Origin of the sequence: Actinacidiphila sp. bgisy167 (assembly GCF_965342175.1) — a bacterium.
Taxonomy (GTDB): Bacteria; Actinomycetota; Actinomycetes; order Streptomycetales; family Streptomycetaceae; genus Actinacidiphila.
The window spans coordinates 51790-74513 of record NZ_CBDRBL010000019.1 but is presented as its reverse complement, the minus strand read 5'-3'; the positions used below and the strand labels follow the sequence as shown (position 1 = coordinate 74513).

20 protein-coding genes are annotated in these 22724 nt (G+C 73.2%); 15 read left to right on the top strand and 5 right to left on the bottom strand.

What is annotated here, in order from left to right:
- Positions 1 to 10: 10 nt before the first annotated feature.
- Both ACRWND_RS10550 and gdhA read left to right on the top strand, forming a co-directional pair.
- The gene (locus ACRWND_RS10550) at positions 11 to 853 is read left to right on the top strand and encodes a class I SAM-dependent methyltransferase (protein WP_431948374.1); all 843 of its coding nucleotides are present in this window, start codon (positions 11 to 13) and stop codon (positions 851 to 853) included.
- A gap of 176 nt (positions 854 to 1029) precedes the next feature.
- Positions 1030 to 2376: an NADP-specific glutamate dehydrogenase gene (gene gdhA, locus ACRWND_RS10545; RefSeq protein WP_431948372.1), complete on the top strand. Its 1347-nt coding sequence runs from the start codon at positions 1030 to 1032 to the stop codon at positions 2374 to 2376.
- Between the two features lie 101 nt (positions 2377 to 2477).
- Here the strand turns inward: gdhA and ACRWND_RS10540 are convergent, their stop codons facing one another.
- A complete protein-coding gene (locus ACRWND_RS10540) occupies positions 2478 to 3008 on the bottom strand; it encodes a TerD family protein (RefSeq protein ID WP_431948370.1) in 531 nt (176 codons plus the stop codon).
- A gap of 418 nt (positions 3009 to 3426) precedes the next feature.
- Between ACRWND_RS10540 and ACRWND_RS10535 the strand changes: the two genes are divergently transcribed.
- Both ACRWND_RS10535 and ACRWND_RS10530 read left to right on the top strand, forming a co-directional pair.
- Positions 3427 to 4092 carry a histone deacetylase gene (locus ACRWND_RS10535; RefSeq protein WP_431948368.1) on the top strand — a complete coding sequence of 222 codons (666 nt, stop codon included), beginning with the start codon at positions 3427 to 3429 and terminating at the stop codon, positions 4090 to 4092.
- A 179-nt stretch (positions 4093 to 4271) separates the two neighbouring features.
- On the top strand, positions 4272 to 4625 hold the full coding sequence (locus tag ACRWND_RS10530) for an STAS domain-containing protein (protein WP_431948366.1): 354 nt from the start codon (positions 4272 to 4274) through the stop codon (positions 4623 to 4625).
- Here the strand turns inward: ACRWND_RS10530 and ACRWND_RS10525 are convergent.
- Together ACRWND_RS10525 and ACRWND_RS10520 are read right to left on the bottom strand one after the other, a co-directional pair.
- Positions 4527 to 5522, bottom strand: a complete 996-nt coding sequence (locus ACRWND_RS10525) for a sigma-70 family RNA polymerase sigma factor (RefSeq protein ID WP_431948410.1) — start codon at positions 5520 to 5522, stop codon at positions 4527 to 4529. The two genes, ACRWND_RS10530 and ACRWND_RS10525, sit on opposite strands and share 99 nt — an antisense overlap.
- Before the next feature lie 195 nt (positions 5523 to 5717).
- A complete protein-coding gene (locus ACRWND_RS10520) occupies positions 5718 to 8165 on the bottom strand; it encodes a SpoIIE family protein phosphatase (RefSeq protein WP_431948364.1) in 2448 nt (815 codons plus the stop codon).
- A gap of 1113 nt (positions 8166 to 9278) precedes the next feature.
- Between ACRWND_RS10520 and casA the strand changes: the two genes are divergently transcribed.
- The 10 genes from casA to ACRWND_RS10470 all read left to right on the top strand — a co-directional run bounded on the left by casA (position 9279) and on the right by ACRWND_RS10470 (position 19491).
- On the top strand, positions 9279 to 10985 hold the full coding sequence (gene casA / locus ACRWND_RS10515; RefSeq protein ID WP_431948362.1) for a type I-E CRISPR-associated protein Cse1/CasA: 1707 nt from the start codon (positions 9279 to 9281) through the stop codon (positions 10983 to 10985).
- Positions 10982 to 11626, top strand: coding sequence for a type I-E CRISPR-associated protein Cse2/CasB (casB, locus tag ACRWND_RS10510; protein WP_431948360.1), 645 nt, complete (start codon positions 10982 to 10984; stop codon positions 11624 to 11626). Before casA ends, casB begins: the two co-directional genes overlap by 4 nt.
- Positions 11623 to 12819, top strand: coding sequence for a type I-E CRISPR-associated protein Cas7/Cse4/CasC (gene cas7e, locus ACRWND_RS10505; RefSeq protein WP_431948358.1), 1197 nt, complete (start codon positions 11623 to 11625; stop codon positions 12817 to 12819). Before casB ends, cas7e begins: the two co-directional genes overlap by 4 nt.
- Complete coding sequence (cas5e, locus tag ACRWND_RS10500) at positions 12816 to 13559, top strand: type I-E CRISPR-associated protein Cas5/CasD (protein ID WP_431948356.1); 744 nt, start codon at positions 12816 to 12818, stop codon at positions 13557 to 13559. Before cas7e ends, cas5e begins: the two co-directional genes overlap by 4 nt.
- Positions 13559 to 14272: a type I-E CRISPR-associated protein Cas6/Cse3/CasE gene (gene cas6e / locus ACRWND_RS10495; protein ID WP_431948354.1), complete on the top strand. Its 714-nt coding sequence runs from the start codon at positions 13559 to 13561 to the stop codon at positions 14270 to 14272. The genes cas5e and cas6e overlap by 1 nt, the downstream gene beginning before the upstream one ends.
- A gap of 782 nt (positions 14273 to 15054) precedes the next feature.
- The gene (locus ACRWND_RS10490) at positions 15055 to 16611 is read left to right on the top strand and encodes an ATP-binding protein (RefSeq protein WP_431948352.1); all 1557 of its coding nucleotides are present in this window, start codon (positions 15055 to 15057) and stop codon (positions 16609 to 16611) included.
- A gap of 23 nt (positions 16612 to 16634) precedes the next feature.
- A complete protein-coding gene (locus ACRWND_RS10485) occupies positions 16635 to 17021 on the top strand; it encodes a roadblock/LC7 domain-containing protein (RefSeq protein ID WP_431948408.1) in 387 nt (128 codons plus the stop codon).
- Entirely contained in the window at positions 17018 to 17377 is a 360-nt protein-coding gene (locus ACRWND_RS10480; protein WP_431948350.1) for a DUF742 domain-containing protein, read from the top strand. Before ACRWND_RS10485 ends, ACRWND_RS10480 begins: the two co-directional genes overlap by 4 nt.
- Positions 17358 to 17984 (top strand): GTP-binding protein, encoded by a 627-nt coding sequence (locus ACRWND_RS10475; protein WP_431948348.1) that lies wholly within the window; start codon positions 17358 to 17360, stop codon positions 17982 to 17984. The genes ACRWND_RS10480 and ACRWND_RS10475 overlap by 20 nt, the downstream gene beginning before the upstream one ends.
- A gap of 373 nt (positions 17985 to 18357) precedes the next feature.
- On the top strand, positions 18358 to 19491 hold the full coding sequence (locus ACRWND_RS10470; RefSeq protein ID WP_431948346.1) for a selina-4(15),7(11)-diene synthase: 1134 nt from the start codon (positions 18358 to 18360) through the stop codon (positions 19489 to 19491).
- 39 nt (positions 19492 to 19530) lie between these two features.
- Here ACRWND_RS10470 and ACRWND_RS10465 read toward each other — a convergent pair whose 3' ends face one another.
- Positions 19531 to 20763, bottom strand: coding sequence for a S8 family serine peptidase (locus ACRWND_RS10465; protein WP_431948344.1), 1233 nt, complete (start codon positions 20761 to 20763; stop codon positions 19531 to 19533).
- Positions 20764 to 20938: 175 nt separating this feature from the next.
- Here ACRWND_RS10465 and ACRWND_RS10460 point away from each other — a divergent pair, with 175 nt between their 5' ends.
- On the top strand, positions 20939 to 22144 hold the full coding sequence (locus ACRWND_RS10460) for a DUF2786 domain-containing protein (protein WP_431948342.1): 1206 nt from the start codon (positions 20939 to 20941) through the stop codon (positions 22142 to 22144).
- A gap of 64 nt (positions 22145 to 22208) precedes the next feature.
- Here the strand turns inward: ACRWND_RS10460 and ACRWND_RS10455 are convergent, their stop codons facing one another.
- Entirely contained in the window at positions 22209 to 22721 is a 513-nt protein-coding gene (locus tag ACRWND_RS10455; RefSeq protein WP_431948340.1) for a pyridoxamine 5'-phosphate oxidase family protein, read from the bottom strand.
- Between the last annotated feature and the right edge of the window lie 3 nt (positions 22722 to 22724).

Here is a 22724-nt window from a genome sequence, read left to right as displayed (position 1 = left end):
GGTTCGCGTCATGGGCGATCCGATCGTGAACCGCGAGCAGTCCGAGGCGTGGAACGGGTACGAAGGGCGGCACTGGGCGTCGTACCGGGAGCGGTACGACGCGCTGAACGACGCGGCGAACGGCTGCCTGCTCGACGACCTCCCGATCGCGGCGGGCAGCAGGGTGCTGGACGTGGGCTGCGGGACGGGCCGGGTGGCCCGCCTCGCCGCACGGCGCGGCGCCACCGTGCTCGGCATCGATCTGTCGGAGCCGATGCTCCGGGAGGCGGCGGTCGTCGTGGAGCGGGAAGGGCTCGGCGGCGTCTCCTTCGTCCGCGGGGACGCCCAGGTGCACCCGTTCCCCCGGGAGGGCTTCGACGCGGTGGTGAGCCGCTTCGGGGTGATGTTCTTCGCCGACCCCGTCGTCGCGTTCGGCAATCTGCGCGGGGCCCTGCGTCCGGGCGGACGGCTGGCCTTCGTGTGCTCGCGCGGCCACGCGGGCATGGACCAGACGACGATCTACCGGGCGATCGGGACCGTGGTGCCCGTACCCGACCTCACCGGGAACACCGGACCGGCCTCCTTCGCCGACCCCGCGCACACCGAGCGGGTCCTGACCGGCGCGGGTTTCGCCGGGGTGGCCTCGACGGCGGTGGACCTCCCCCAGGTATGGGGGAGCGATGCCGAGGACGCGGCCGACTTCCTGATGGGCTGGGGACCGGTGCAGCACTGGCTGCGCGAGGCCGGGGCCGACGAGAGGGCGCGCTCCCGCGCCCGCGACGCCGCGCTGGAGGCCTTCCGCGCGTTCGCCACCGCGGACAGGGGCGTCGTGCTGACCGCCCGGCTGTGGCTCGTGACGGCGCAGCGTCCCTGAGGACCGGCCGACGGCACAGGCCGTCCGCGGGCCGTACGGGTGACCCGGTGCCTCCGGGGGTGCGGATTGCTCCAGGTGACACCTTGCCTTCCGCCGTCCGCCCTCGTTGTCACGGCAACGGCCGGACGCGGCGCCACGGCGGGCGCTTCCGGGACATCGGACGAGGGAAGGCGCGCATGAACGTCAGTGCTCACATCGAGGCCGTCTACGCGGACGTCTGCCGGCGCAATCCGGGCGAGGCGGAGTTCCACCAGGCGGTGGGGGAGGTGCTGCGCTCGCTGGCGCCCGCGCTGGAGCGGCACCCGGAGTACCTGGGGACCCGGATCGCGGAGCGGATGTGCGAGCCGGAACGGCAGGTGATCTTCCGGGTGCCGTGGGTGGACGACCAGGGACGCGTGCGGGTCAACCGGGGCTTCCGGGTGGAGTTCAGCAGCGCGCTCGGCCCGTACAAGGGGGGCCTGCGCTTCCACCCGAGCGTCGACCTCGGCATCGTGAAGTTCCTCGGCTTCGAACAGATCTTCAAGAACGCGCTGACCGGGCTGGCGATCGGCGGCGGCAAGGGGGGCTCCGACTTCGACCCCAAGGGCCGCTCCGACGGCGAGGTCATGCGCTTCTGCCAGTCGTTCATGACCGAGCTGCACCGGCACCTGGGCGAGCACACCGATGTGCCCGCCGGCGACATCGGGGTGGGCGGCCGGGAGATCGGCTACCTCTTCGGGCAGTACAAGCGGATCACCAACCGCTTCGAGGCGGGGGTGCTGACCGGCAAGGGCGTCGCCTGGGGAGGCTCCCACGCGCGGACCGAGGCGACGGGGTACGGGTCGGTGTACTTCGCGGCCGAGATGCTCGCCACCCGCGGGCAGGGCTTCGAGGGGCGCCGGGCGGTGGTCTCCGGCTCGGGCAACGTCGCCCTCTACGCCATCGAGAAGGTGTATGCCCTGGGCGGCTCGGTGGTGGCCTGCTCGGACTCCGGCGGCCATGTCGTCGACGAGAAGGGCATCGACCTGGAGCTGCTGAAGGAGATCAAGGAGGTGCGCCGGGCGCGGCTGTCGGCGTACGCGGAGGCCAGGCCCTCGGCGCGGTACTCCGAGCGGGGCTCGGTCTTCGACGTGCCATGCGATGTCGCGCTGCCGTGCGCCACGCAGAACGAGCTGGACGGGCAGGACGCCGGGACGCTGGTGAAGAACGGCGTGCTGGCGGTGGCCGAGGGCGCGAACATGCCGTGCACCCCGGAGGCGATCGAGGTGTTCCGGGAGGCGGGCGTGCTCTTCGGCCCGGGCAAGGCCGCCAACGCGGGCGGGGTGGCGACCTCGGCGCTGGAGATGCAGCAGAACGCGTCGCGCGAGCTGTGGCCCTTCGAGCGGACCGAGGCCCGGCTCGCGCAGGTGATGCGTGACGTCCACACCCACTGCCGGGCCACCGCCGCGGCGTACGGCGGCGCTCCGGACGACTACGTCCTCGGTGCCAACATCACGGGCTTCCTGCGGGTGGCGGAGGCCATGACAGCGCAGGGCGTCGTCTAGCCAGGGCGCGTGAGGCCACGGGGCGTGCGGGGGCGTGGCCGCGAGGACGCCGGCGCCCTACGCGCGCGTCGCGGGAGGGCGCCGGCGTCCCCGGGGGCCGGTCAGCCGCCGGCGCCGCCCATCACACGGGCGAAGGACGCCGGGTCGGCGTCGTAGCCGCGGACACCGGGCCTGAAGTGCCAGGCGCCGTCGTCGCCGCGACGGAACTCGCCCACGGTGGCTGCCGTGGCGGCGGCGACCTCGCCGAGGTCGGAGGCGGCGAGGGCGGTGTGGCCCTCGACCACCTGCACGCCGGTGCCCGCGATGTCGCCGAAGGTCATCCGGCCGTCGCGCTGCTGCACGACCACTCCGACCACGACCCGCCCGTAGGCGGGGCTCAGCCGGTCGAGCTCGAGGGCCATGACCTCGTCGAAGCCCAGTCCCTTGCCCGTCCTGCTGTCGCGGTTCAGCGAGATGGTGCCGTCCGGGGAGCGGCTGTCGAAGTGGACGAGGTACGCCGGGACGCCGTGCGGGTCGTCCGCGGGGTAGGTCGCCGCGACGATGTCGAGGTCGCTGACGGGTGCGCCCATCGGGCTGGGGTCCCACTTGAGCCGGACCTCGACCTTGGCGAGGCCCTTGGTGACGTTGCTCACAGGCCGACGCTCCTTGCTTCCGGCCGGTCGGGTGCGGTTGCCACGGAGAACGCCCTTTCTTCTGCTGCCAGTTGGGGACGGCCGCACGTCGCGCGCCCGTCCGAGGCGGCAACGAACGAGGGCGGTCCCGGATTCCCGGCAACCGAACCGGTGTGCCACCCGGTTCGAACGGATGTGAGGCCGCTGGGAGCACGGACGGGAACGCGGTGACAAGGACACCACGGTGTGAGGGATGCGGAGACGGACGTCGAGGGGTTCGTCGCCGTGCGGGGGCCGCCGTTGCTGCGGGTCGCCTGGCTGCTGCCCCCGGCATCTGCGTGCCGGATCCGTGGGGCCCGGCGGCCTGTGCCGGGAGCGCGGGGCGCTCCGCGCTTTCGCGGGACCGCGCCGCCGTCCGCTCCCGCGGCATCATGGAGCGGTGACCACTGCGCGGCGCACGGGGCTGCGGGGTGCCGGCCGGCGGGGCCGGGCGCCCGGTCTCATCTGGTATGCGGCGTACGGCTCCAACACCCACCTCACACGCCTCACCCATTACCTCTCCGGCGGGGTGCCGCCCGGCGGCGGCCGGGAGTACCCGGGCTGCCGCGACGCGCGCCGGCCGCTGCGGTCGGTGCCGCTGCTGCTGCCGGGGCGGATGTACTTCGCGACGCGGTCGCCTGTCTGGTCGGGGGGCCGGGCCTTCTACGACGGCGGCGCGCCGGGCGGCGGGGTGCGGGCACGGGCGCATCTGCTGACGGCCGGCCAGTTCTCGGACCTCGTCGCCCAGGAGATGTACCGCGCGCCGGGCGCCGACCTCGACCTCGGCGAGGTGCTGCGGCACGGCAGGCACCGGCTGGGCGACGGGCGGTACGAGACGCTGCTGTACCCGGGGGACATGGACGGTCACCCGGTGGTCACGTTCACCGCGCCCTGGGCCTGCGGCGGGATCGGGCACGTCGTGCCCTCCGGGAGCTATCTACGGCACATCGCCGAGGGACTGGCCGAGACGGGCGCCTGGGACCTGCCCGGCATCGCGGCCTATCTCGCGGAGTGCGCGGACGGGGCCTGGTCGCCCCGGGAGATCACGGCGCTGCTCGGACGCTGAGCGGCGGGACATCGATGGATTTCCGTCCCGCCGCCCGTCCTAGAGAGGGAGGTACGGGCACGGGGACGCAGGGGACCCGCTCGCCCGCACCCGGAACCCGCCCCAGGAGGTCTCCCATGCCCGGCTCCGCGTCTTCGCCACCGCCGCCCGCGCCGCAGCCGGGTGGAGGCGCGCCTGCCGTGCTCATCCTGACCGGGAGGCTCGACCGCGCCGGGATCCCGCCGATGCTCGAGCGGTTGCGGGCGCTGCTGGCGGGGCGGGGCGGCGGCACGGTGGTGTGCGACGTCGGCGGGCTCGACGGCGCCCCCGACGCCCTCCTGCTCGACGCCCTCGCGCGGCTCCAGCTCACGGCCCTGCGGCACGGCGGGCGGATCCGGCTGCGGGGCGCCGGCAGCGCGCTGCGGGAGCTGCTCGCGCTCAGCGGGCTGGACGGGTCAGCGGGCCGGGGGCTCGAGATGTGCGGGGAGGCCGAAGAGCGGGAAGAGCCGCTCGGTGTCGAGGAAGGAGTTGAGCCCGGTGATCCGGCCGTCTGACATCTCGATGACCTGCAGGGCCCACGGCTCGTGACCGCCGTCCGGGGCGGGACGGTACTGCCCGAACCCCGGAGTGCCGTTGGCCGTCACCGGGACCAGACGCGAACCGCGGCAGCCTGAGCCGTGCCCGAGCAACCAGGCCTTGATGTCCGCCTTCCCGCGCAGCCACAGGCCGAACGGCGGCATGGACAGTGTGGCGTCGTGGTGGAGCAGCGCGGTGAGGGTGTCGAGGTCGTAGGACTCGAAGGCGGCGACGTAGCGGCCGAGCAGGGCGCGCTGCTCCTCGTCGAGCGGACGGGCCGGATCGGTCACGGCGGGGCCGGCGGCGGCGAGGGTGGCGCGGGCCCGTTGCAGAGCGCTGTTGACCGAGGCGACGGTGGTGTCGAGCAGATCGGCGACCTCGGCGGCCTTCCACTGCAGGACTTCCCGCAGGATGAGCACCGCCCGCTGGCGCGGCGCGAGGTGCTGCAGTGCGGCCATGAACGCCAGGCGCACGCTCTCGCGCTGGTCGGCGAGGTCGGCCGGGTCGCTCGTCGCGGGCAGGATGCGGCCGTCGGGAGCGGGGGAGATCCAGGTGCTCTCCGGGAGGGTGCCGGGCAGCGGGCCGTCGGCCGTCCCGGGTGAGGTCAGGTCCATCGGGCGGGCGCGGCGTCCCGTGCCGCCCAGGATGTCCAGGCACGCGTTGGTGGCGATGCGGTAGAGCCAGGAGCGCAGGCTGGAACGGCCCTCGAAGCGGTCGTAGGCGCGCCAGGCCCGCACCATCGTGTCCTGGACGGCGTCCTCCGCCTCGAAGGCGGAACCCAGCATCCGGTAGCAGTAGCCGGTCAGTTCCACGCGATACCGTTCCAGCTCCTGCGCCACGTCCGGGGGTGCAGCGAGATCGGTGAGATCGGCCATGGTTTCCTCCGCCTTCCAGACGAGTTCCGCAGCGTCCACGGATCCACTTCAGCACAGCCCACTGACACAACCGCAAAAGGCGTGGAAGAGCGCGGGACAGGGCGGAACGGGGTGGGTTGCCCAGGACGGGCGGCGGCGCTCGGGCGCCGACCGCCGGACGCGCGGCGGTCCGGGCGGTCCGGACGGGCCGGGCGGTCAGCCGGCGGTGCTGTCAGGGATGTCCTGCTCCGCCCAGATCAGCTTGCCGTCGGCGGTGTACCGGGTGCCCCACCGGCGGGTCAGCTGGGCCACGAGGAAGAGCCCGCGACCGCCCTCGTCGGTGGTGCGGGCGTGCCGCAGCCGGGGCACGGTGTTGCTGCCGTCGTACACCTCGCAGATGAGGACCGACTGCCGGATCAGCCGCAGCCGGATCGGCCCCGAGGCGTGCCGGATGGCGTTGGTGACCAGCTCGCTGACGACGAGTTCGGTGGTGGGCAGCAGCTCCTCCATGCCCCACCCGGCGAGTTGGCGCGTGGCCAGCGCCCGGGCCTCGCTGACGACCGCCGGATCCACTCGCAGCTCCCAGCTGACGAACCGGTCGGCGGCGAGCGCGCGCGTACGGGCGACGAGCAGGGCGACGTCGTCGGCGGGCGGTCCGGGCGGCAGGTGCTCCAGCATGGCCGAGCACAGCTCGCGCACGGGAAGTCCGGGGCGGGCCAGGGCGTGTGCGATCCGGTTCAGGCCGACGTCCAGGTCCGTGCCGAAGGTGTCGATCAGGCCGTCGGTGTAGAGCGCGACGACGCTGCCCTCGGCCAGTTCGAGCTCGGCGGACTCGAAGGGCATGGCGCCCAGCCCGAGCGGTGGGCCCGCGGGCAGTTCGGCGAAGGCGACCCGGCCCTGGGGGTCCACGACGGCCGGCGGCGGGTGCCCGGCGCGGGCCATCGTCAGCCGGCGGGTCACCGGGTCGTAGACGGTGTAGAGGCAGGTGGCGCCGGTGACGGCGGTGGCCACGGACTCGTCGGGGCTCTCCTCCTCGGCGAGCCGGATGACCAGGTCGTCCAGGTGCGCCAGCAGTTCATCGGGCGGCAGGTCCATGTCGGCGAGGGTGTGCACGGCCGTCCGCAGCCGCCCCATCGTCGCCGCTGCCGTCAGCCCGTGCCCGACGACGTCCCCGACCACCAGCGCGACCCGCGCCCCGGACAGCGGGATGACGTCGAACCAGTCGCCGCCCACACCGTCCTGGATGTCGGTGGGCAGGTAGCGGTAGGCGATCTCCAGCGCCATGCCGCCCGCCAGTGTCTGCGGCAGCAGGCTGCGCTGCAGGGCGAGCGCCGCCTCGTGCTCGCGGGTCCAGCGCCGGGCGTTGTCCACGCACACCGCGGCGCGGGCCGCGAGTTCCTCGGCGAGCAGCAGGTCGTCGTTCTCGAAGGGGACGGGCCGACGGTGCCGGACGAAGGTCACCACGCCGAGGACGGTGCCCCGGGCCCGCAGCGGCACCCACATCATCGACCGCCCCCCGGACTCGCGGATCTTGGCCATCCGGGCCGGATCGCCGGTGAGCCACGACGCCCGGCCGTCGGCGATGTCGCCCTCCACCTCGGAGTGGCCGGAGGTCATGCAGCGCACGTGCGGTGAGGCCTCGCCGACGTCGATCCGCTCGCCGACCGCCCAGATCGGCTCCGGGGTGCCCGGGTTCACCGAGCGCATCCCGACGCGTCGCAGCGGCACCCGGCCCAACTCGTGGCCGGGCGGAGGCTCGCCGCCGTGCAGCACCGGTTCCAGCAGGTCGACGGCGACGAAGTCGGCGAGCCGCGGAACCGACACGTCGGCCAGTTCCTGGGCGGTCCGGGTGACGTCCAAGGTGCTGCCGACGCAGGCCCCGGCCTCGTTGAGCAGCGCGAGTCTGGCTCGGGCGCGCCACCGGTCGGTGACGTCCGTGACCATGTAGCAGACACCCATCGCCCGCCCCTCGGCGTCGTCCAGGCGGTAGAAGGACAGGGAGAAGGACCGCTCGCGGTAGGGGGCCGCGAGCGTCCAGCCCCGGAACTCGTGGTCGATCACCGGCTCACCGGTGAGCAGCACCTTGCGCATGACGGCTTCCATCGCCGCGGTGTCCATCCCGGGCAGGACGTCGGCCAGGCGCATGCCGATGCGGCGCTCGCGCGACACGCCGCCGAAGTGTTCCAGCGTCTCGTTGAGCCACACATAGCGCAGGTCGGGGCTGAACACGGCCATGCCGATCGGGGACCGGGTGAGGAAGCCCTCGAGGATGGTGCTGCTCACCGCCCAGGACGGGGTGTGGGCCAGGTCGATCGCCGACACCAGCCAGCGCTCCTGGCCGTCGGGCGCCGTCAGGGCGGACACCCGCAGGCCCACTTCGATCCGCCGTCCGTCGCGGTGCCGGGTGCCCGCCAGCCCGCCCCAGTCGCCGTGGCCGCGCCACTGCGCCGCCATCTCCGCGGCCCTGGCCGCCTGCTGGGGGGAGGCGAGCAGGGTCGCGGCGGGTCGGTGCAGCGCCTCCGCGGCGGGGTAGCCCAGCAGCCGCTCCGCGGCGGCCGTCCAGCCGACCACCGTCCCCGAGTCGTCGATCAGCGCCGACGCGGCGAAGGCCAGGTCGAACGGCGCCTTCACCGGCGCCGCCGCGCTTCCCTCCGGCGTGACCATCTCGGGCGTCCCATGTCCGCGACTACCGTCCTCCCCATGCTAGGTCGTCGTGTCCGCGGGGGCCCCTCGTGCCGCCAGGCGACTCGGTGCCCGCCTGACGGGGTGCTCCCGCGTCCCGCGCCGGCCGCATGCGCGTCTTTCAGGAGGAGATCTTCGGCCCCGTCGTCGCCGTCACCTCACGGCTCGCAAGGGGAGGCCGCCCATGACTGACCCGGTACGCCAGGTCGGGCAGACGCAGCCGCGCCGCTGCGCGGTTCGAGGTGTCACGGGCGTTACGGGGGGCGTACCACAGCGCTGGTGCGGAGCGGCGCGTGCGGGCGCCGCTGCCCGCGTCCGGGGCCGCCGCGCAGGGGGGACACGAGGTGCACCCCTCGCAGTCGTAACCCCTTCAGAGGGGTGCGACTGCCATGTTCTCCAAGACCGAGTGATCCGACATATCTCTACCAGGCGTTCCCCTGGCTTGGGATCACCACCCGCGCCGCGCTGCGCGACGCCCGGCCTGGACCGGCCATGATGCGCGTCACGGTGCTCCCGTCCGGCCGGAAGCGGGCGGCTGGGGCCGGCCCGCTCCTGAGCGGAGGGGGGAGGACCGGGGCGCGTCCTGACCGGAGACGGGAGCCTGTCCTGTCCCTCAGGGTGAGCTGAGACCGTTCCGTTACCGCTACTCGGGCCGCGCGGTCGAGTCATCTGGCTGATGCCGCGGGGGCACCGGGTCGGCAGGATCTCGTGGTGGCTGCGTTTGTTTCCCCGACCCCGTACTGGCCTGTGCCCCGCATATGGGGATGACCCGGAGTCGGACTGGCGTTTGATCATGGAGAACGCCTGCTCCTCGCGCCTGCGGGGATGATCCCCGGGGCCCCGGCCGGGCCGCGGGGATCGGACGAGACTGCTCCTCGCCTTCGGCGGGGTTCTTTCTGCTGGTGGATGGCAAGATGTATGGCTGCTGTGTACGGTGCCCCGCCGCCGAGGCGGTTGTCGTGCGGCGGGTGGCCGGTGTGCCGACCTGGTCGCCGGGGGCATCCCGCGGCGCCCGGCAGGCGGGCGCTCGGCCCCGTAGGGCACCGGCGTACGGGGCGTCCCATGGGCGGTGACCGCACGGATGCTTCTGAGGGCGTGCCGTCCTTCGACCTGACGAGCCGGCCGTGGCTGCCGGTGCAGCTGACCTCCGGGGAACCGGCGGTCCTGTCCCTGCGTGACGTCTTCGCCCGCGCGCACGAGGTGCGGCGGCTGGCGGGCGACCTGGCGACCCAGGACTTCGCCCTCACGAGGCTGCTGCTGGCGATCGTCCACGACGCCCTGGACGGCCCGAGGAGCGTCGCGGCGTGGGCCGGCCTGTGGGCGGATTCCCGTCCGTTCACGGTCGTGGACGGCTATCTGCTCCGGCACCGCGAGCGGTTCGACCTGCTGCACCCGCGTACGCCGTTCTTCCAGACCCCCGGGCTGCGCACCGCTTCCGGCGAGGTGTTCTCGCTGAACCGGATCGTCGCGGACGTGCCCAACGGAGCCCCCTTCTTCACCACCCGCCTGCCGGGCGCCGAGCGGCTTTCGTTCGCCGAGGCCGCCCGCTGGGTGGTCCACGCCCAGGCCTACGACACCTCCGGGATCAAGAGCGGCGTCGTCGGCGATCCCCGGGCCAAGGGCGGCAGGGCCTACCCGCAGGGCGTGGCCTGGGCGGGGAACCTCGGCGCCGTCCTGGTCGAGGGGGACACCCTGCGCGAGACGCTGCTGCTCAATCTCGTCGCCGACGACGATCAGCCGGCGACGGGTGCCGAGGACCGGCCCGCGTGGCGGCGCCCGCCCACCGCTCCCGGCGCGGCCGACGATCTCGCCGCGCGCCCGGCGGGCCCGTGCGACCTGTACACCTGGCAGTCCCGGCGGCTGCTCCTGCACGCCGACGCCGACGGTGTGCACGGAGTCGTCCTCACCTACGGCGACCCGCTGGCGGCGCGGAACATGCAGCACGTCGAGCCGATGACCGCCTGGCGCCGCAGCCGGGCCCAGGAGAAGAAGCTGGGCCTGCCGCTGGTGTACCTGCCGCGCGAGCACGACCCGGCCCGCGCGGCCTGGCGGAGCCTGGAAGCCCTCATCACCCCGGCCGGCCCCGACACGACACGGCGCGGCGAGCCCGCGGGCGGCCTGCGGCCCGGCGTCGTGGACTGGATCGCGCGCCTGCGGGGTGAGCGGATCCTGCCCCGGGATCGGCGGATCCGCCTACGGACCTTCGGCGTGGTCTACGGCACGCAGCAGTCGGTGATCGACGAGGTCACCGGCGATGCGGTGTCCCTGGCCGTGCCCTTGCTCGACGACGACCAGGCACTGGCCCGGACGGCGGTGGACGCCATCGCCGACGCCGACCGTGCCGTGCTCGCCCTCGGGGACCTCGTCCTGGACCTGGCCCGCGCCGCCGGCAGCGCGTCCGAGTCGGGCACGTACGCCGCCCGCGATGCCGCATATGCCGCTCTGGACGGGCCCTACCGGCTGTGGCTCGATGCCATCGGTGAAGGCGGCGACCCCCGATGCCTGCGTGCCGCCTGGCAGCACACCGTCCGCTATATCGTCGGCCGCCTGGCCGACGAGGTGCTCGAGGCGGCGGGGGAAGCGGCCTGGCGCGGCCGTGTGGTCTCCCGCGCCCAAGGTGAGACGTGGCTGAACGCGGACCTGGCCGACCTGTGGTTCCGCGCCCGCCTGCACCGAGCCCTGGTCACCGCCTCGGACGCCACCGCGAACGCCACCGCCACCGTCCCTGCCCCGCGGGAGCCGGCCTCCGACGTGGCCGTCGGCCCTCGGGCGGCCTCCGGCTCACGGAAAGCGCCCGTATGAGCACCCCCCCGTCCTCCGAGGCCCGCTTCCCCACCTCACCGGGACCGGTCGGCACGCTGGCCGGACGTGAGATCGGCCGCCTGCAGCACGGCTACCTCGACGACCGCCCCGACGCCGTCGCGGTGCTGGCCCGGCTGCGCCGTGCCGCCGGCAAAGACGCAGCCTCCGTCCCGGACCTGTGGGGTCTGATCGACCTCGACCCCCTCTTCAACGTTGCGTCGCTGCGTCACGACGCCGCCGCGGGCGCGGTCGACACCGCACTGGCGTTGTGGGCGCTGCACCAGCAGTCCCGTCCGACCGGCATGCACCGCCCCGGAGGCGACGAGCTCGGCAGCGCGGTGCGGCGCCTGATGCGCGGCACGACCGTCGACGAGCCGGTCCGCAAGCGCTTCGTCAGCGCCGGCCGCGCACCGACCCTCGGTGTGCTCGCCACCCGGCTCCGCGACCTCACCGTCCTGCTGCGGGACAGGGGCTTCGCCCTGGACTACGCCCTGCTCGCCGACCAGCTCTACCACTGGCAGCAGCCCGGCGGTCCGGAGAACGTCCGCCGCTCCTGGGGCCGCTCCTTCCACGCCGCCTACCGCACCGCCCCGACCGACCCCGCCGCGGCCGCCGCGATCGACACCAAGGACGCCTCGTGACCGCTCGCATCATCCTGGACGTGCACGCCCTGCAGAGCGTGCCGCCGAGCAACCTCAACCGCGACGACACCGGCGCCCCCAAGACCGCGGTCTACGGCGGGGTCACCCGGGCCCGGGTGTCCAGCCAGTCCTGGAAGCGCGCCACCCGCCGCTACTTCGACACCCTCCTCGACCCTGGTGAGCTGGGCGTGCGCACCAAGCGCGTCGCCGAACTGCTGGCCGAGCGGGTGACCGCCCTGTGCCCCGACCTCGCCGGCCCGCAGGCCCTCGCGGCGGCGGCCGAGGTCGTCCAGACGGCGACCGGCTCGAAGATCGAGCCGCCCAAGCGCAAGGCGGACGCGGCCAGGAAGAACGGCGACCCGGAACCGGCGCCGGAGTCGTCGTACCTGATGTTCCTCAGCGCCCGCCAGCTCGACCAGCTCGCCGCCCTCGCAGTCGAAGGCAGCGCCGACATCACGGCGTTCCTGAAGAACAAAGAGGTCAAGGCCCGTGCGAAGAAGATCGCCGACGGACGGCACTCGGTGGACATCGCCCTGTTCGGACGTATGGTCGCCGATTCCGCCGACATCGGCGTCGACGCCGCCGCGCAGGTCGCCCACGCCCTCAGCGTCCACCGCGCGGAGACCGAGTCCGACTACTTCACCGCCGTCGACGACCGCAACACCGTTGCGGAACCCGGCGCCGGCATGATCGGCACCGTCGACTTCACCTCCGCCACCCTCTACCGCTATGCCGCCCTCGACGTCGACCTGCTGGAAAGGAACCTCGGCAAGGGCCTCGACCCCGGCCAGGAACCGGCCACCCCCGTCCGCCGCGCGGTCGAGGCATTCCTCGAGGCGTTCGTGGCGTCCCTACCCACCGGCAAGATCAACACTTTCGGCCACCACACCTTCCCCGACGCCGTCGTCGTCACACTCCGCGCCACCCGACCCGTCAGCTACGTCTCCGCCTTCGAAAAGCCCGTCACCGCCGACGCCACCGGCGGCCACATGGAACACGCCTGCGCCCGGCTGGCCGACTACGCCCCCGAGATCGAACGCGCCTACGGCGACGACACCAGCCAGACCTGGGTCCTGCGCATCGGCCCCGCCACCGCCAAGCTCGCCGGCCTCGGCACCGAGACCCCCAGCCTGGCCCGCCTGGTCGGCTCCGTCGGCCAGGCGGTCGCACACCACCTGGAGCAGCGCGGATGAGCGTCCTGACGCTGCGGCTGGCCGGCCCCCTGCAGTCCTGGGGGTCCGCCGGCCGCTTCGCCCGCCGCAGCACCGGAAACGCCCCCACCAAAAGCGGCGTGATCGGCCTGCTGGGCGCCGCGGTGGGCCTGGACCGCGACGACGACACCGGCCTGGCCGAACTGGCGCGGTTGCGCTTCGGCGTCCGGATCGACCAACCCGGCACCCGCCTGCGCGACTTCCAGACCGCCCACCACTTCGACACCGGCGAAGCCATGCCCCTGTCCGAGCGCCACTACCTCGCCGACGCCGTCTTCATCGCCGCCGTTCAAGGCCCCGCGGCCCTGATCGAGCGACTCCACACCGCCCTGCGCACCCCCCGCTACCTGCCCTACCTCGGCCGCCGCTCCTGCCCGCCCTCCCAGCCCGTCGACCTCGGCGTCCACCACGACGCGGCCGACCTCCACACCGTCCTGGCCGCCGAACCCTGGCACGCCGCCGACTGGCACCAGAAGCGACACCGCCACCAGAGCCGGATCGACCTGACCGCGCACCTGGAAGCCCCCACCACCGGCGCCGAACAGCACCCCGGCGCCGACACCCTGGGCGACCAGCCCCTCAGCTACGACCCCCGCCACCGCCGCTACGCCCTACGCCCTGTCCGCACCGCCACCATCACCGTCACCAACCCCCACGCCCACCCCGGCACGGCCGCGTCCGCGCCTGCGCACGACCCCATCGGACACCTGGAAGGCGCCTGATGTACCTCACCCGCTTGCGCCTCAACACCGCACGCTCGGGCGCCCGCAGACTGCTGTCCAGCCCCCAGGTCATTCACGCCGCCGTCCTGTCCGGCTTCCCGGAACTCCTGCCCACCGCCGCACACACCCCCCGGGTCCTGTGGCGCCTGGACCGCGACGCCGCCGCCGAAGTGCTCCTCTACATCGTCAGTCCGCACCGGCCCGACCTCACCCACCTCGTCGAGCAGGCCGGCTGGCCCGCGGCGGCCGCCTCCGGGACCCCCGGATGGCAGACCCACGCCTACGCCCCCTTCCTGGAACGCCTCGAAAAGGGCGCCGTCTGGAACTTCCGGCTGACCGCCAACCCCGTGCACTACGCCCGCACCAGGGACGACCAAGCCACCACGAAGCGCACCGCCCACACCACCCCCAGGCACCAGTTGCAGTGGCTTCTGCGGCGCCAGGGCGCCGGCGGCTTCCGGATCGCCGGCGCCTCCCCTGCCGAGGGAGCGGCCGGCCAGGCGGGCGAAGCGCAGGTCGTCGTCCGGGACCAGCGCACGGTGAACTTCGCCAAAAAGGGCGCCGGCGGCCGCCGTGTCACGCTGGCCACCGTCACCTACGACGGCCGCCTGGAGGTGACCGATCCCGACGCGCTGCGCCACGTCCTCACCGCGGGCATCGGCAGGGCCAAGGCGTACGGCTGCGGGCTGATGACCCTCGCCCCCGTGGGGTGATCGCCGGCCCGTCCCGACCAGCCGCGCGCACATCCGCAGCCCCGTTTCCGACGCCGGCCGCTGCATCGCGTGACTCCTTCATGCCGAACGAGCCGAGCGCAAGCACTCTTCACTCTTAAGAGTGAATCGAATATCTGCGCCCTTCCCGGCTCCCGCACTTTTGGCGCGCCACGCGTGGCCGGACGGCGCCCCCCTGGGTCCCTCCCCGTCCCGCCCCCTGGGTGCGACCCCGCCCTCGGTGGGCCCGGGGGAGCCGACCGCTCCGGTTCTTCCGCTCACCGCCTCCTCGCGGCCGTCGCCCGCACCCTCTGCCGCGCCCGCCCGCCCGGGCCGGAACGTGCCTACCGGGGCCCGCGTGACGTGGGCACAGGGCGCTGCGGAGGCCTCGCCGAGGCGGCTCGCCCCGGTGGGTTCCGTCGCGCTCGGGGGAGGTTCTGGGGGTGCGGCGCCGGTGGTGGATCGGTCGAGCCATCCCTGGACAACTCGCGTGTATCAGTCATTTCTCATGATCGAATCGTGAACGCACAGATGGTGCGGGAGTGCCCGGGAAGGGTTTGCCTCCGCGCCCGACAAGCGATAACCAATAGGTCAACAGGCATGTGCCACAGTCAATTTGAGACGGCATCAGCCAAGAACGGAAGCGGCTATGCTACTTGCGGCTCAGCGTGTTGTAGGAATTACGCCAGGTCGGGCGGGACCTGCCGATTGCCGACCTCGTCGACGCCGCAATCCGCTGCTCGTGCCGTGTTCGTCCCATGACTAGCGATCACCTGAGGATGCTGATGGTTCGTGCTGGATCGTCCCCCGGAGACCACCGGCCCACCGCCACGTCCGCGTGGTTGTTCCCGGTTGTCATAGTCGCGGCGGTCGTGGCTGTCGCCGTCTGGACCGTCCCCTCGTCCGCCCGGTCGGCGGTGCTGTGGTGCGGCCTGACCGCCGCGGTGGCCGTCGCCGTCCTCGCCGCCGAGGTCTCCCGCCGAGGGCGCCTGAACGCCGAGCTCCGCGCCCAGATGGCCCGCCACGAAGCCGAGTTGCGGTACCGGCTGGCCCAGCAGGAGGCCGAGACCGTACGCCTTGCCAAGGAGCAGCTGCCCGACGCCATGGCGCGGCTGCAGCGCGGTGAGTTCCTCGAGGACGTCATGAAGGGCGTCGAGACCCGGGCGGAGGGCCTCACCGCCGAGTTCCAGAGCGCACACCAGGCCGTCCTCCACTCCGTCCTCACGGCCGTCTCCGCCGAGGAGGACATCCGGGAGTCCTCGCAGCGCGCCTTCGTGAACATCGCCCGCCGCGTGCAGGCCATCGTCCACCAGCAGGCGAGTGCACTGCGGGAGATGGAGGACCGCCACGGGCAGAGCCCGGAGGTCTTCGGCGACCTGCTCCGCCTCGACCACGGCACGGCCCTGATCGGCCGCCTCGCCGACAGCATCGCCGTCCTCGGCGGCGCCCGGCCCGGCCGCCAGTGGAGCAAGGCCGTGCCGCTCTTCAGCGTGCTGCGCGGCGCGATGTCGCGGATCACCGACTACCAGCGGGTCGAGCTGCACTCGGTATCCGAGGTCGCGGTGGTCGGCCCCGCGGTCGAACCGCTGATCCACGCGGTCGCCGAGCTGCTCGACAACGCCACCCGCTACTCCCCGCCGCAGACCCGGGTGCACCTCACGGCGGTCGAGGTGCAGTCCGGCATCGCGATCGAGATCGAGGACGGCGGCGTCAGCCTCAGCGAGGAGGCCCGGCAGCGGGCCGAGCAGATGCTCGCCCAGGCGCAGGCGGGCATCGACCTCAACGGCCTCGGCGAGACGCCCCGTCTGGGCCTCGCCGTCGTGGGCCGGCTGTCGAAGGCCTACGGCTTCCAGGTCTCGCTGCGGACCTCCGCCTACGGCGGTGTGCGCGCGGTCCTGGTCGTTCCGCAGGATCTGATCACCACCACCACCAACGCGACGGGCCTGGCGCACGGCATCGGCGCCGCCTCCGGTCCGCGGTCCGCGCCGGCGCCCGGTTCCGGCTCTGCTGCCGGATCCGGTTCCGGTTCCGAGACCAGGCGGGCCACGGGGCCCCGGGCTTCGGCGGCCGTGATGGCCGACATGGTGGACGACGTCCCCGTCGTCCACGAGCGCACCGCGAACGGGCTGCCGCAGCGGCGCCGGCGCACCCCCGCGGCGGCCGCTCCCGCGGGCTCCGCGCCCCGCGCCGGTTCCGTCACTGCTTCCCATGCCAGACCACCGGCGCCGGAGCCGGTCCAGCCCGGCATGTGGTTGGCCGCCTTCCAGAGCGGAGTGTCAGGGGAGACGCCCGCTGCCGCTCCTGTCAGCAGCAGTGACGAGTCGTTAGATAAGGGTGAGTAGCCGTGATACAGCAGCGGGCCAACATGGACTGGATGCTCGAGGACCTGGCGACCAGCGTTCCGCAGACCCGCCACGTGGTGGTGCTCTCCGCGGACGGCTTGCGCATGGCCCAGTGGGGCACGGACACGGACGCGGCCGACCGGCTCGCCGCGGCCTGTGCGGGCCTGCAGAGCCTGGCGGCCGCCGTCGGCACGGAGTTCCCGCACGGTGACGGCCGCATGAGGCTGGTCGTGATCGAGATGTCGGGCGGGTTCTTCTACCTGATGGCGGCCGGCGCCGGGGCGTACCTGGCCGTGCTCGCCGACGAGGGAGTCGACGCCGGGCTGATGGGGCAGCGCATGCGCGACCTCGTGGCGCGCATCGGCGAGCACCTGAGCAGCCCGCCGCGCAGTGACGAGCAGGCCGGATGAGCGAATCGGGTCAGGGATGGGAGGAAGGAAGCCCCGAGCGGCTCTACGTGATCACGGGAGGTCGGAGTGGGGGGGCCGACACTTCCACCCTCGACCTGGTCACGCTGATCCGGGCGCGTACCGGACCGCCGCCGGGGATGCCGCCGGAGCAGGCCGCGATCGTGCGCTTGTGCGGTTCGCCCCTGTCCGTGGCCGAGATCTCCGCGTACCTCAATCTCCCGGTCAGTGTGGTGACGGTGCTCCTCACCGACCTGCTGGCCGAGAAACGGGTGGAGGCGCGTGCGCCGATTCCACCCGCCAACCTTCCCGACGTCGCTCTTATCGAGGCGGTGATGCATGGACTTGAGAAGCTCTGACCCCCTTGTCGTCACCGGACCGCGGAGCGAGGACGCACTGCCGGAAACCGCCACCGCCGCGGTCAAGATAGTGGTCGTCGGGGGTTTCGGGGTCGGCAAGACGACCCTGGTCCGATCGGTGAGTGAGATCAGGCCGTTGACGACCGAGGAGACCATGACGCAGGCGGGTGTCGGCGTGGACGACACCGCCGGGGTGGAACGCAAGACCGCGACCACCGTGGCCATGGACTTCGGCCGGATCAGCCTCAACCCGGAGCTGGTGCTGTATCTCTTCGGCACCCCCGGCCAGCAGCGTTTCTGGTTCCTCTGGAACGGGCTGTTCGAGGGTGCGCTGGGTGCGGTCGTGCTCGTCGACACCAGACGCCTGGAGGTCAGTTTCGACGTCATAGGGCGGCTGGAGGAGCGCGGGGTGCCCTTCGTGGTGGCGATCAACACCTTCCCGGAGGCGCCCGCGCATCCCCTCGAGGAACTGCGGGCGGCCCTGGATCTCCCGGAGCACGTCCCCATCGTCAACTGCGATGCCCGCAAGCGGGACTCCAGCCGCGATGTGCTCCTCACCCTGATGCGGTACCTGCACTCACTGGCCGTTGCCACGGACGCGTCATGAGGTCCCGGTGCTCCGGCCGCCCGGTCGCCGGACTCGGTGCCCCGGCGTAGCCCGGTCGCCTGATTCCGCGCCTCGCGCATGCTGGGCGCACGGACGGATCCACCCGTGCGCCCTCCGTGTGCCCCTGTGTGTCCACGGCGCCTCCGCGGCCCGGTCACCGCATGAGCGTGCGCCGTTTGTGCACGGGGCGCACGCCCGGCGCAAGCGTTGTGTAAGCCAACTCGCTTGTGCGTGGCGCAATTTGATCCCTTGACGGGCTCGGCCATATGCCGGGGTAATGGTCGCTGTAAATGATCCACTGGCGTTCCGCTTGGGCATGTGCCAGGTGCGACTGCCGGTGCTCAGAGGGTTGACAACTGCGAGGTGACCGTCAGTGGGGCCCGACGTGATAGTTCCACCGATCTACTCTCCACTCAGTCCGGCCATCCATCCCCGTCATGCCGCCATCGACGCCCGGACCGCCGAATGGGCCGACCATTTCCGCATCGGCTCCGACACGCTCCGCAGCCGCCTCGTGCAGCACGACATCGGTACCTTCGCGGCCCGCATCCTCCCGGACGGCCACGAGGAAGTCGTCTCGATCGCCGCGGACTTCATCATCTGGCTCTTCGGCGTCGACGACGGCTACTGCGAGGAAGGCGACATCGGGACCCGGCCGGGCGACCTCATGGGGGCGCTGTCCCGCCTGCTGCGCATCGCCCAGAACCCCGAGATCCCGATGCTGGCGGACGACCCGCTGGCGCAGGGCCTGCGGGACCTCCGCTACCGGATGGACGTGTACGGCACTCCGGGCCAGGTCGCTCGCTGGGTCGACGCCCTGCGCGAGTACTTCTGCTCCGTCGTGTGGGAGGCGTCCTTCAGGAGCCGGGGCACCGTACCGGACCTCAACGACTACACGCTGATGCGCATCTACGACGGTGCCACGTCGGTGATGATGCCGCTGCTGGAGATGGGGCACGGCTACGAACTCCAGCCGCTGGAGCGGGACCTCACCGCGGTGCGCGCCGCAGCGGAGATGGCGTACTTCGTCATCTGCTGGGACAACGACATCTTCTCGCACCACAAGGAGAAGCGAGCCGGCGGCTTCTACCTGAACGCGGTACGCGTCCTCGCCGAGGAGCGGGGTCTGTCACAGGACAAGGCCCTCACCGTGGCCATCGCGCAGCGCGACCGCGTGATGAACCTGTTCCTGCGCGTCTCGGAACATCTGAGGATCTTCGGCAGCCCCCAGCTGCGGCAGTTCCTCGACAGCCTCGGCCACTTCATCCGCGGCGCCCAGGACTGGGGCGTCACCTCGATCCGGTACACCACCCCCGACGACCCGGCGAACCTTCCCTCGACCTTCTGCGACGTCCCCAGCGACGACAGTCTCGAGCCGCTGGACATTCCGGCGATCGCGTGGTGGTGGGATCTGCTCCCCGAGCGGGACCCCTCACGTCCGCACGAGTTCACCCAGGCGCCGACCGCCGACTCCCTGCTGCACCCGTTCGCCCAGCGCACGGCGTAGTGCCCGCAAGGACATGGGCGGCGCGTCGGCGGCGGGAGCTCAGAGGTCGCCGGTGAACGCCACCAGCCGCGGGGTGCCCCATGGTTCCGGGACCGCGGTCCGGGTGGCGTGGTCGAGGAGCCACTGCTTCAGCTCCGCGAAGCCGACGTCCCCATAGGTGTCCTTGTAGAGCGCCGCGATGCCGGTGACGTGGGGCGCCGCCATCGAGGTGCCGCTCATGACGGCGTAGAGGCCGCCGGGGAAGGCGGAGGCGATGTCGACCCCGGGCGCGTTCAGATTGACGCAGCTGCCGAAGTTGCTGAACGGCGCCCGGTGGTCGGCCCGGTCGGTCGCGGCGACGGTGAACGCCTCCGCCGCGCTCGCCGGTGAGATGGCGCAGGAGCTGACGTCGTCGTTGCCGGCCGCGACCACCGGGAAGACCCCGGAGCGGGCCAGCGCGTCCAGGCTCTCGTTCAGAGCCGGCGAGTAGACCCCGCCGAGCGAGATGTTGGCCACCGCGGGTCTCACCGCGTGCAGGGCGACCCAGTTGATGCCGGCGATGATCCCGGAGTTCGGGCCGCGTGCCTCGCAGTCCAGTACGCGCACGGAGACCAGCGAGACGCCCCGGGCGACGCCGGTGTTCTCGCCGCCGACCGTCCCGGCGACGTGCGTGCCGTGCCCGGCGCAGTCCGCCGCACCGCGGTCGTCGTCCATCTCGTCGATGCCGGGCCTGGCGCGGCCGCCGAACTCGGGGTGGGTGAAGTCGATGCCGCTGTCGATGATGTAGGCGGTGACCTTGGCGCCGGTCGCCCGGACGGTGTAGCCGTGGGTGGCCGGGGCGCGGTTGTTCACCCGTTCCAGGCCCCAGAACCGGCCTGTGCCGCCGGGCGGAGGGGGTGGGCCCACGGGAATGCTGCGGCTGGTCGCCACCGGGACCCGGTCCTCGAGAGGCAGGGCGACGGTGGTGTCCTGCTCGACGCCGCGCACCGAGGGCAGGGCCCGCACCCGCGCCAGCTGCGGCCCGGTGAGCGGGGCGGCGAAGCCCCGCAGCACGCTCTCGTAGACGTGAGACGGGGTCACCCCGGCCGCGCTCGCGACGGCCGAGGGGTCGCTGCCCGGGGCCACGGTGACGATGTACCGGCCGGGGATGGAGTTCGGCGACCCCGCGCCGAGCAGCGGGGCCAGGGCGAGCTGGTCGTGCGCCTGCGCGGGCGACGGCACGGGGAGGGCGGCCAGAAGGGGGGAGACGGTCATCAGCACCCCGGCGAACATCCGGCGCAGGGACACACGCATGCGTCGATCTCCTCGGGTTCCGCGTACAGCGCGACCGACGGACCGTCAGTCGGCCCTCCTCTCCACCCTGTCAGCCGGGACCGGCCGCGGGCGCGCCCTGGTACGCCATCCGGGCCCGGGGCGGGCGACGGCGCCGGTGCTCCGCGCGCGGTGTGCCGGTGCGATCCTGAACGGTGTGCGAGATGCGATGACGGTGGTCGAGGCAGCGTTCGCCGGCGTCCTGGGGTCGTCGGCGGCAGACGTCGAGACGGCGCTGGACGCCGGGGCGTCGGCCATGGCGGCGGCGGAGGCCGGATGGGACGAGGTCAGCCGGGCGGTGGGGGCCGCGGTGGGCGGACTGCTGCGGGGCTGCCGGGCGCGTGGCTGGGAGGACGCGGACCTGCTGCGCATGGTGCGCCGTGAACTGCGCCCGGAGCACGTGCGGCTCGCCGAGCGCCTGACCGCGGACGGGGACGGGGGCAGAGACGCGGACGCGGAGCCGCAGGGCCTCCTGACGGCTTTCGGGGCGGCCGAGCGGTGGGACCGCTTCACCGTGGCGACGGCCGTGCTGGAGCTCGTCCGCCTGCTGGGGCGGCTGCCCGGGATCACCCCGCTGGCCGCCCCCGCGACGGCGGCGCCCGGTGGCTCGGGGCACCCCATGCTGCGCCGCATCAGGGCGCTGCTGGCCAAGGCGGAGTCCACGGCCTTCCCGGAGGAGGCGGAGGCGCTGAGCGCGAAGGCCCAGCATCTGATGGCCCGGCACAGCGTGGACGAGGCGCTGGTCGCGGGCTCGGCTCCGGGCGCCGGCCCGGGTGCGCGGCGGATCGGCGTGGAGCGCCCGTACGAGGCCCCGAAGGCGCTGCTGCTCGACGCGGTGGCGGCGGCCAACCGCTGCCGCGCCGTGTGGTCGGCGGAGTTCGGCTTCTCGACGGTCGTCGGCTGGGAGGCCGATCTGGACGCGGTGGAGGTCCTCTACACGTCTCTGCTGGTGCAGGCCGAGGCGGCGATGCGGCACGGCGGCGCGCCGGGGCCGGCCGCGGGCACAGGAGGGAAGGGCGGCAGGGGCGGGAGGGCCGGAAAGGGCGGTAAGGGCGGGGGCCCCTCCCGGGATTTCCGCGAGTCCTTCCTCATCGCCTACGCGGGCCGGATCGGCGAGCGCCTGGCCGGCGCCGCCCGCGACGCGGCGGAGGAGGCCGCGGAGGGGCCCGAGGGCCCCGGGGTGCTCCCGGTGCTCGCCGCCCGCGAGGTCGCGGTGGGGCGGGCCGCGGACGAGATGTTCCCGCAGACGAGAACGGAGCGGCTGAAGGGCCGAGACCGCGAGGGCTGGGAGCACGGCACGGCCGCGGCCGACCGGGCGGCCTTCCACGGCCCGGTCGGCCGCTCCCGGCTTCCCCGCGAGTGAGGGGGCGTCGGCCTGGGGGAACGGCCGGCGGGTGGGCGTCGGCGACGCCCCCCGCCGGGCGCGCCTAGAACACCCACCGGGTCTGGCTGTACACGGTGCCGCGGGCGTAGGCGAAAGCGGCGGTGGGCTCCACCTGGTAGACGAGGGCCTCGTGACCGTCGCCGACGAAGACCTGGTCGCGTACGTCGAAATGCCGTGCCGAGCCGTACTTGGCTTCGTACGCCTCCGCGATCCGGCGCAGTTGCTTGTCGCTGCGCACGCGGGCGGCCTTGCCCTCGAGCACCACGTCCAGGCCCTCCTCGAGCGCGTTGTTGCCGGTGGTGAGGGCGACCCGGTGGTTGTGGGCGAGGTTCCGGGCCTTGCGCTCGTCCACACCCGTGCAGAAGTGCAGGGCGTCGTCGAACCAGACCCCGATCAGCGGGGTGACGTGGGGGCGGCCGTCCGGACGGACGGTGCTCAGCCAGTAGATCTCGGCGCCGGCCAGTTGTTCGCGGGCGTCGTGCCAGGTCGTGGGGGCCGCACCCGCGCTGCTGTGGCGGGCGTCGAGCTCGGGCTCGGGTTCCTTCTCTTCTGCCATACC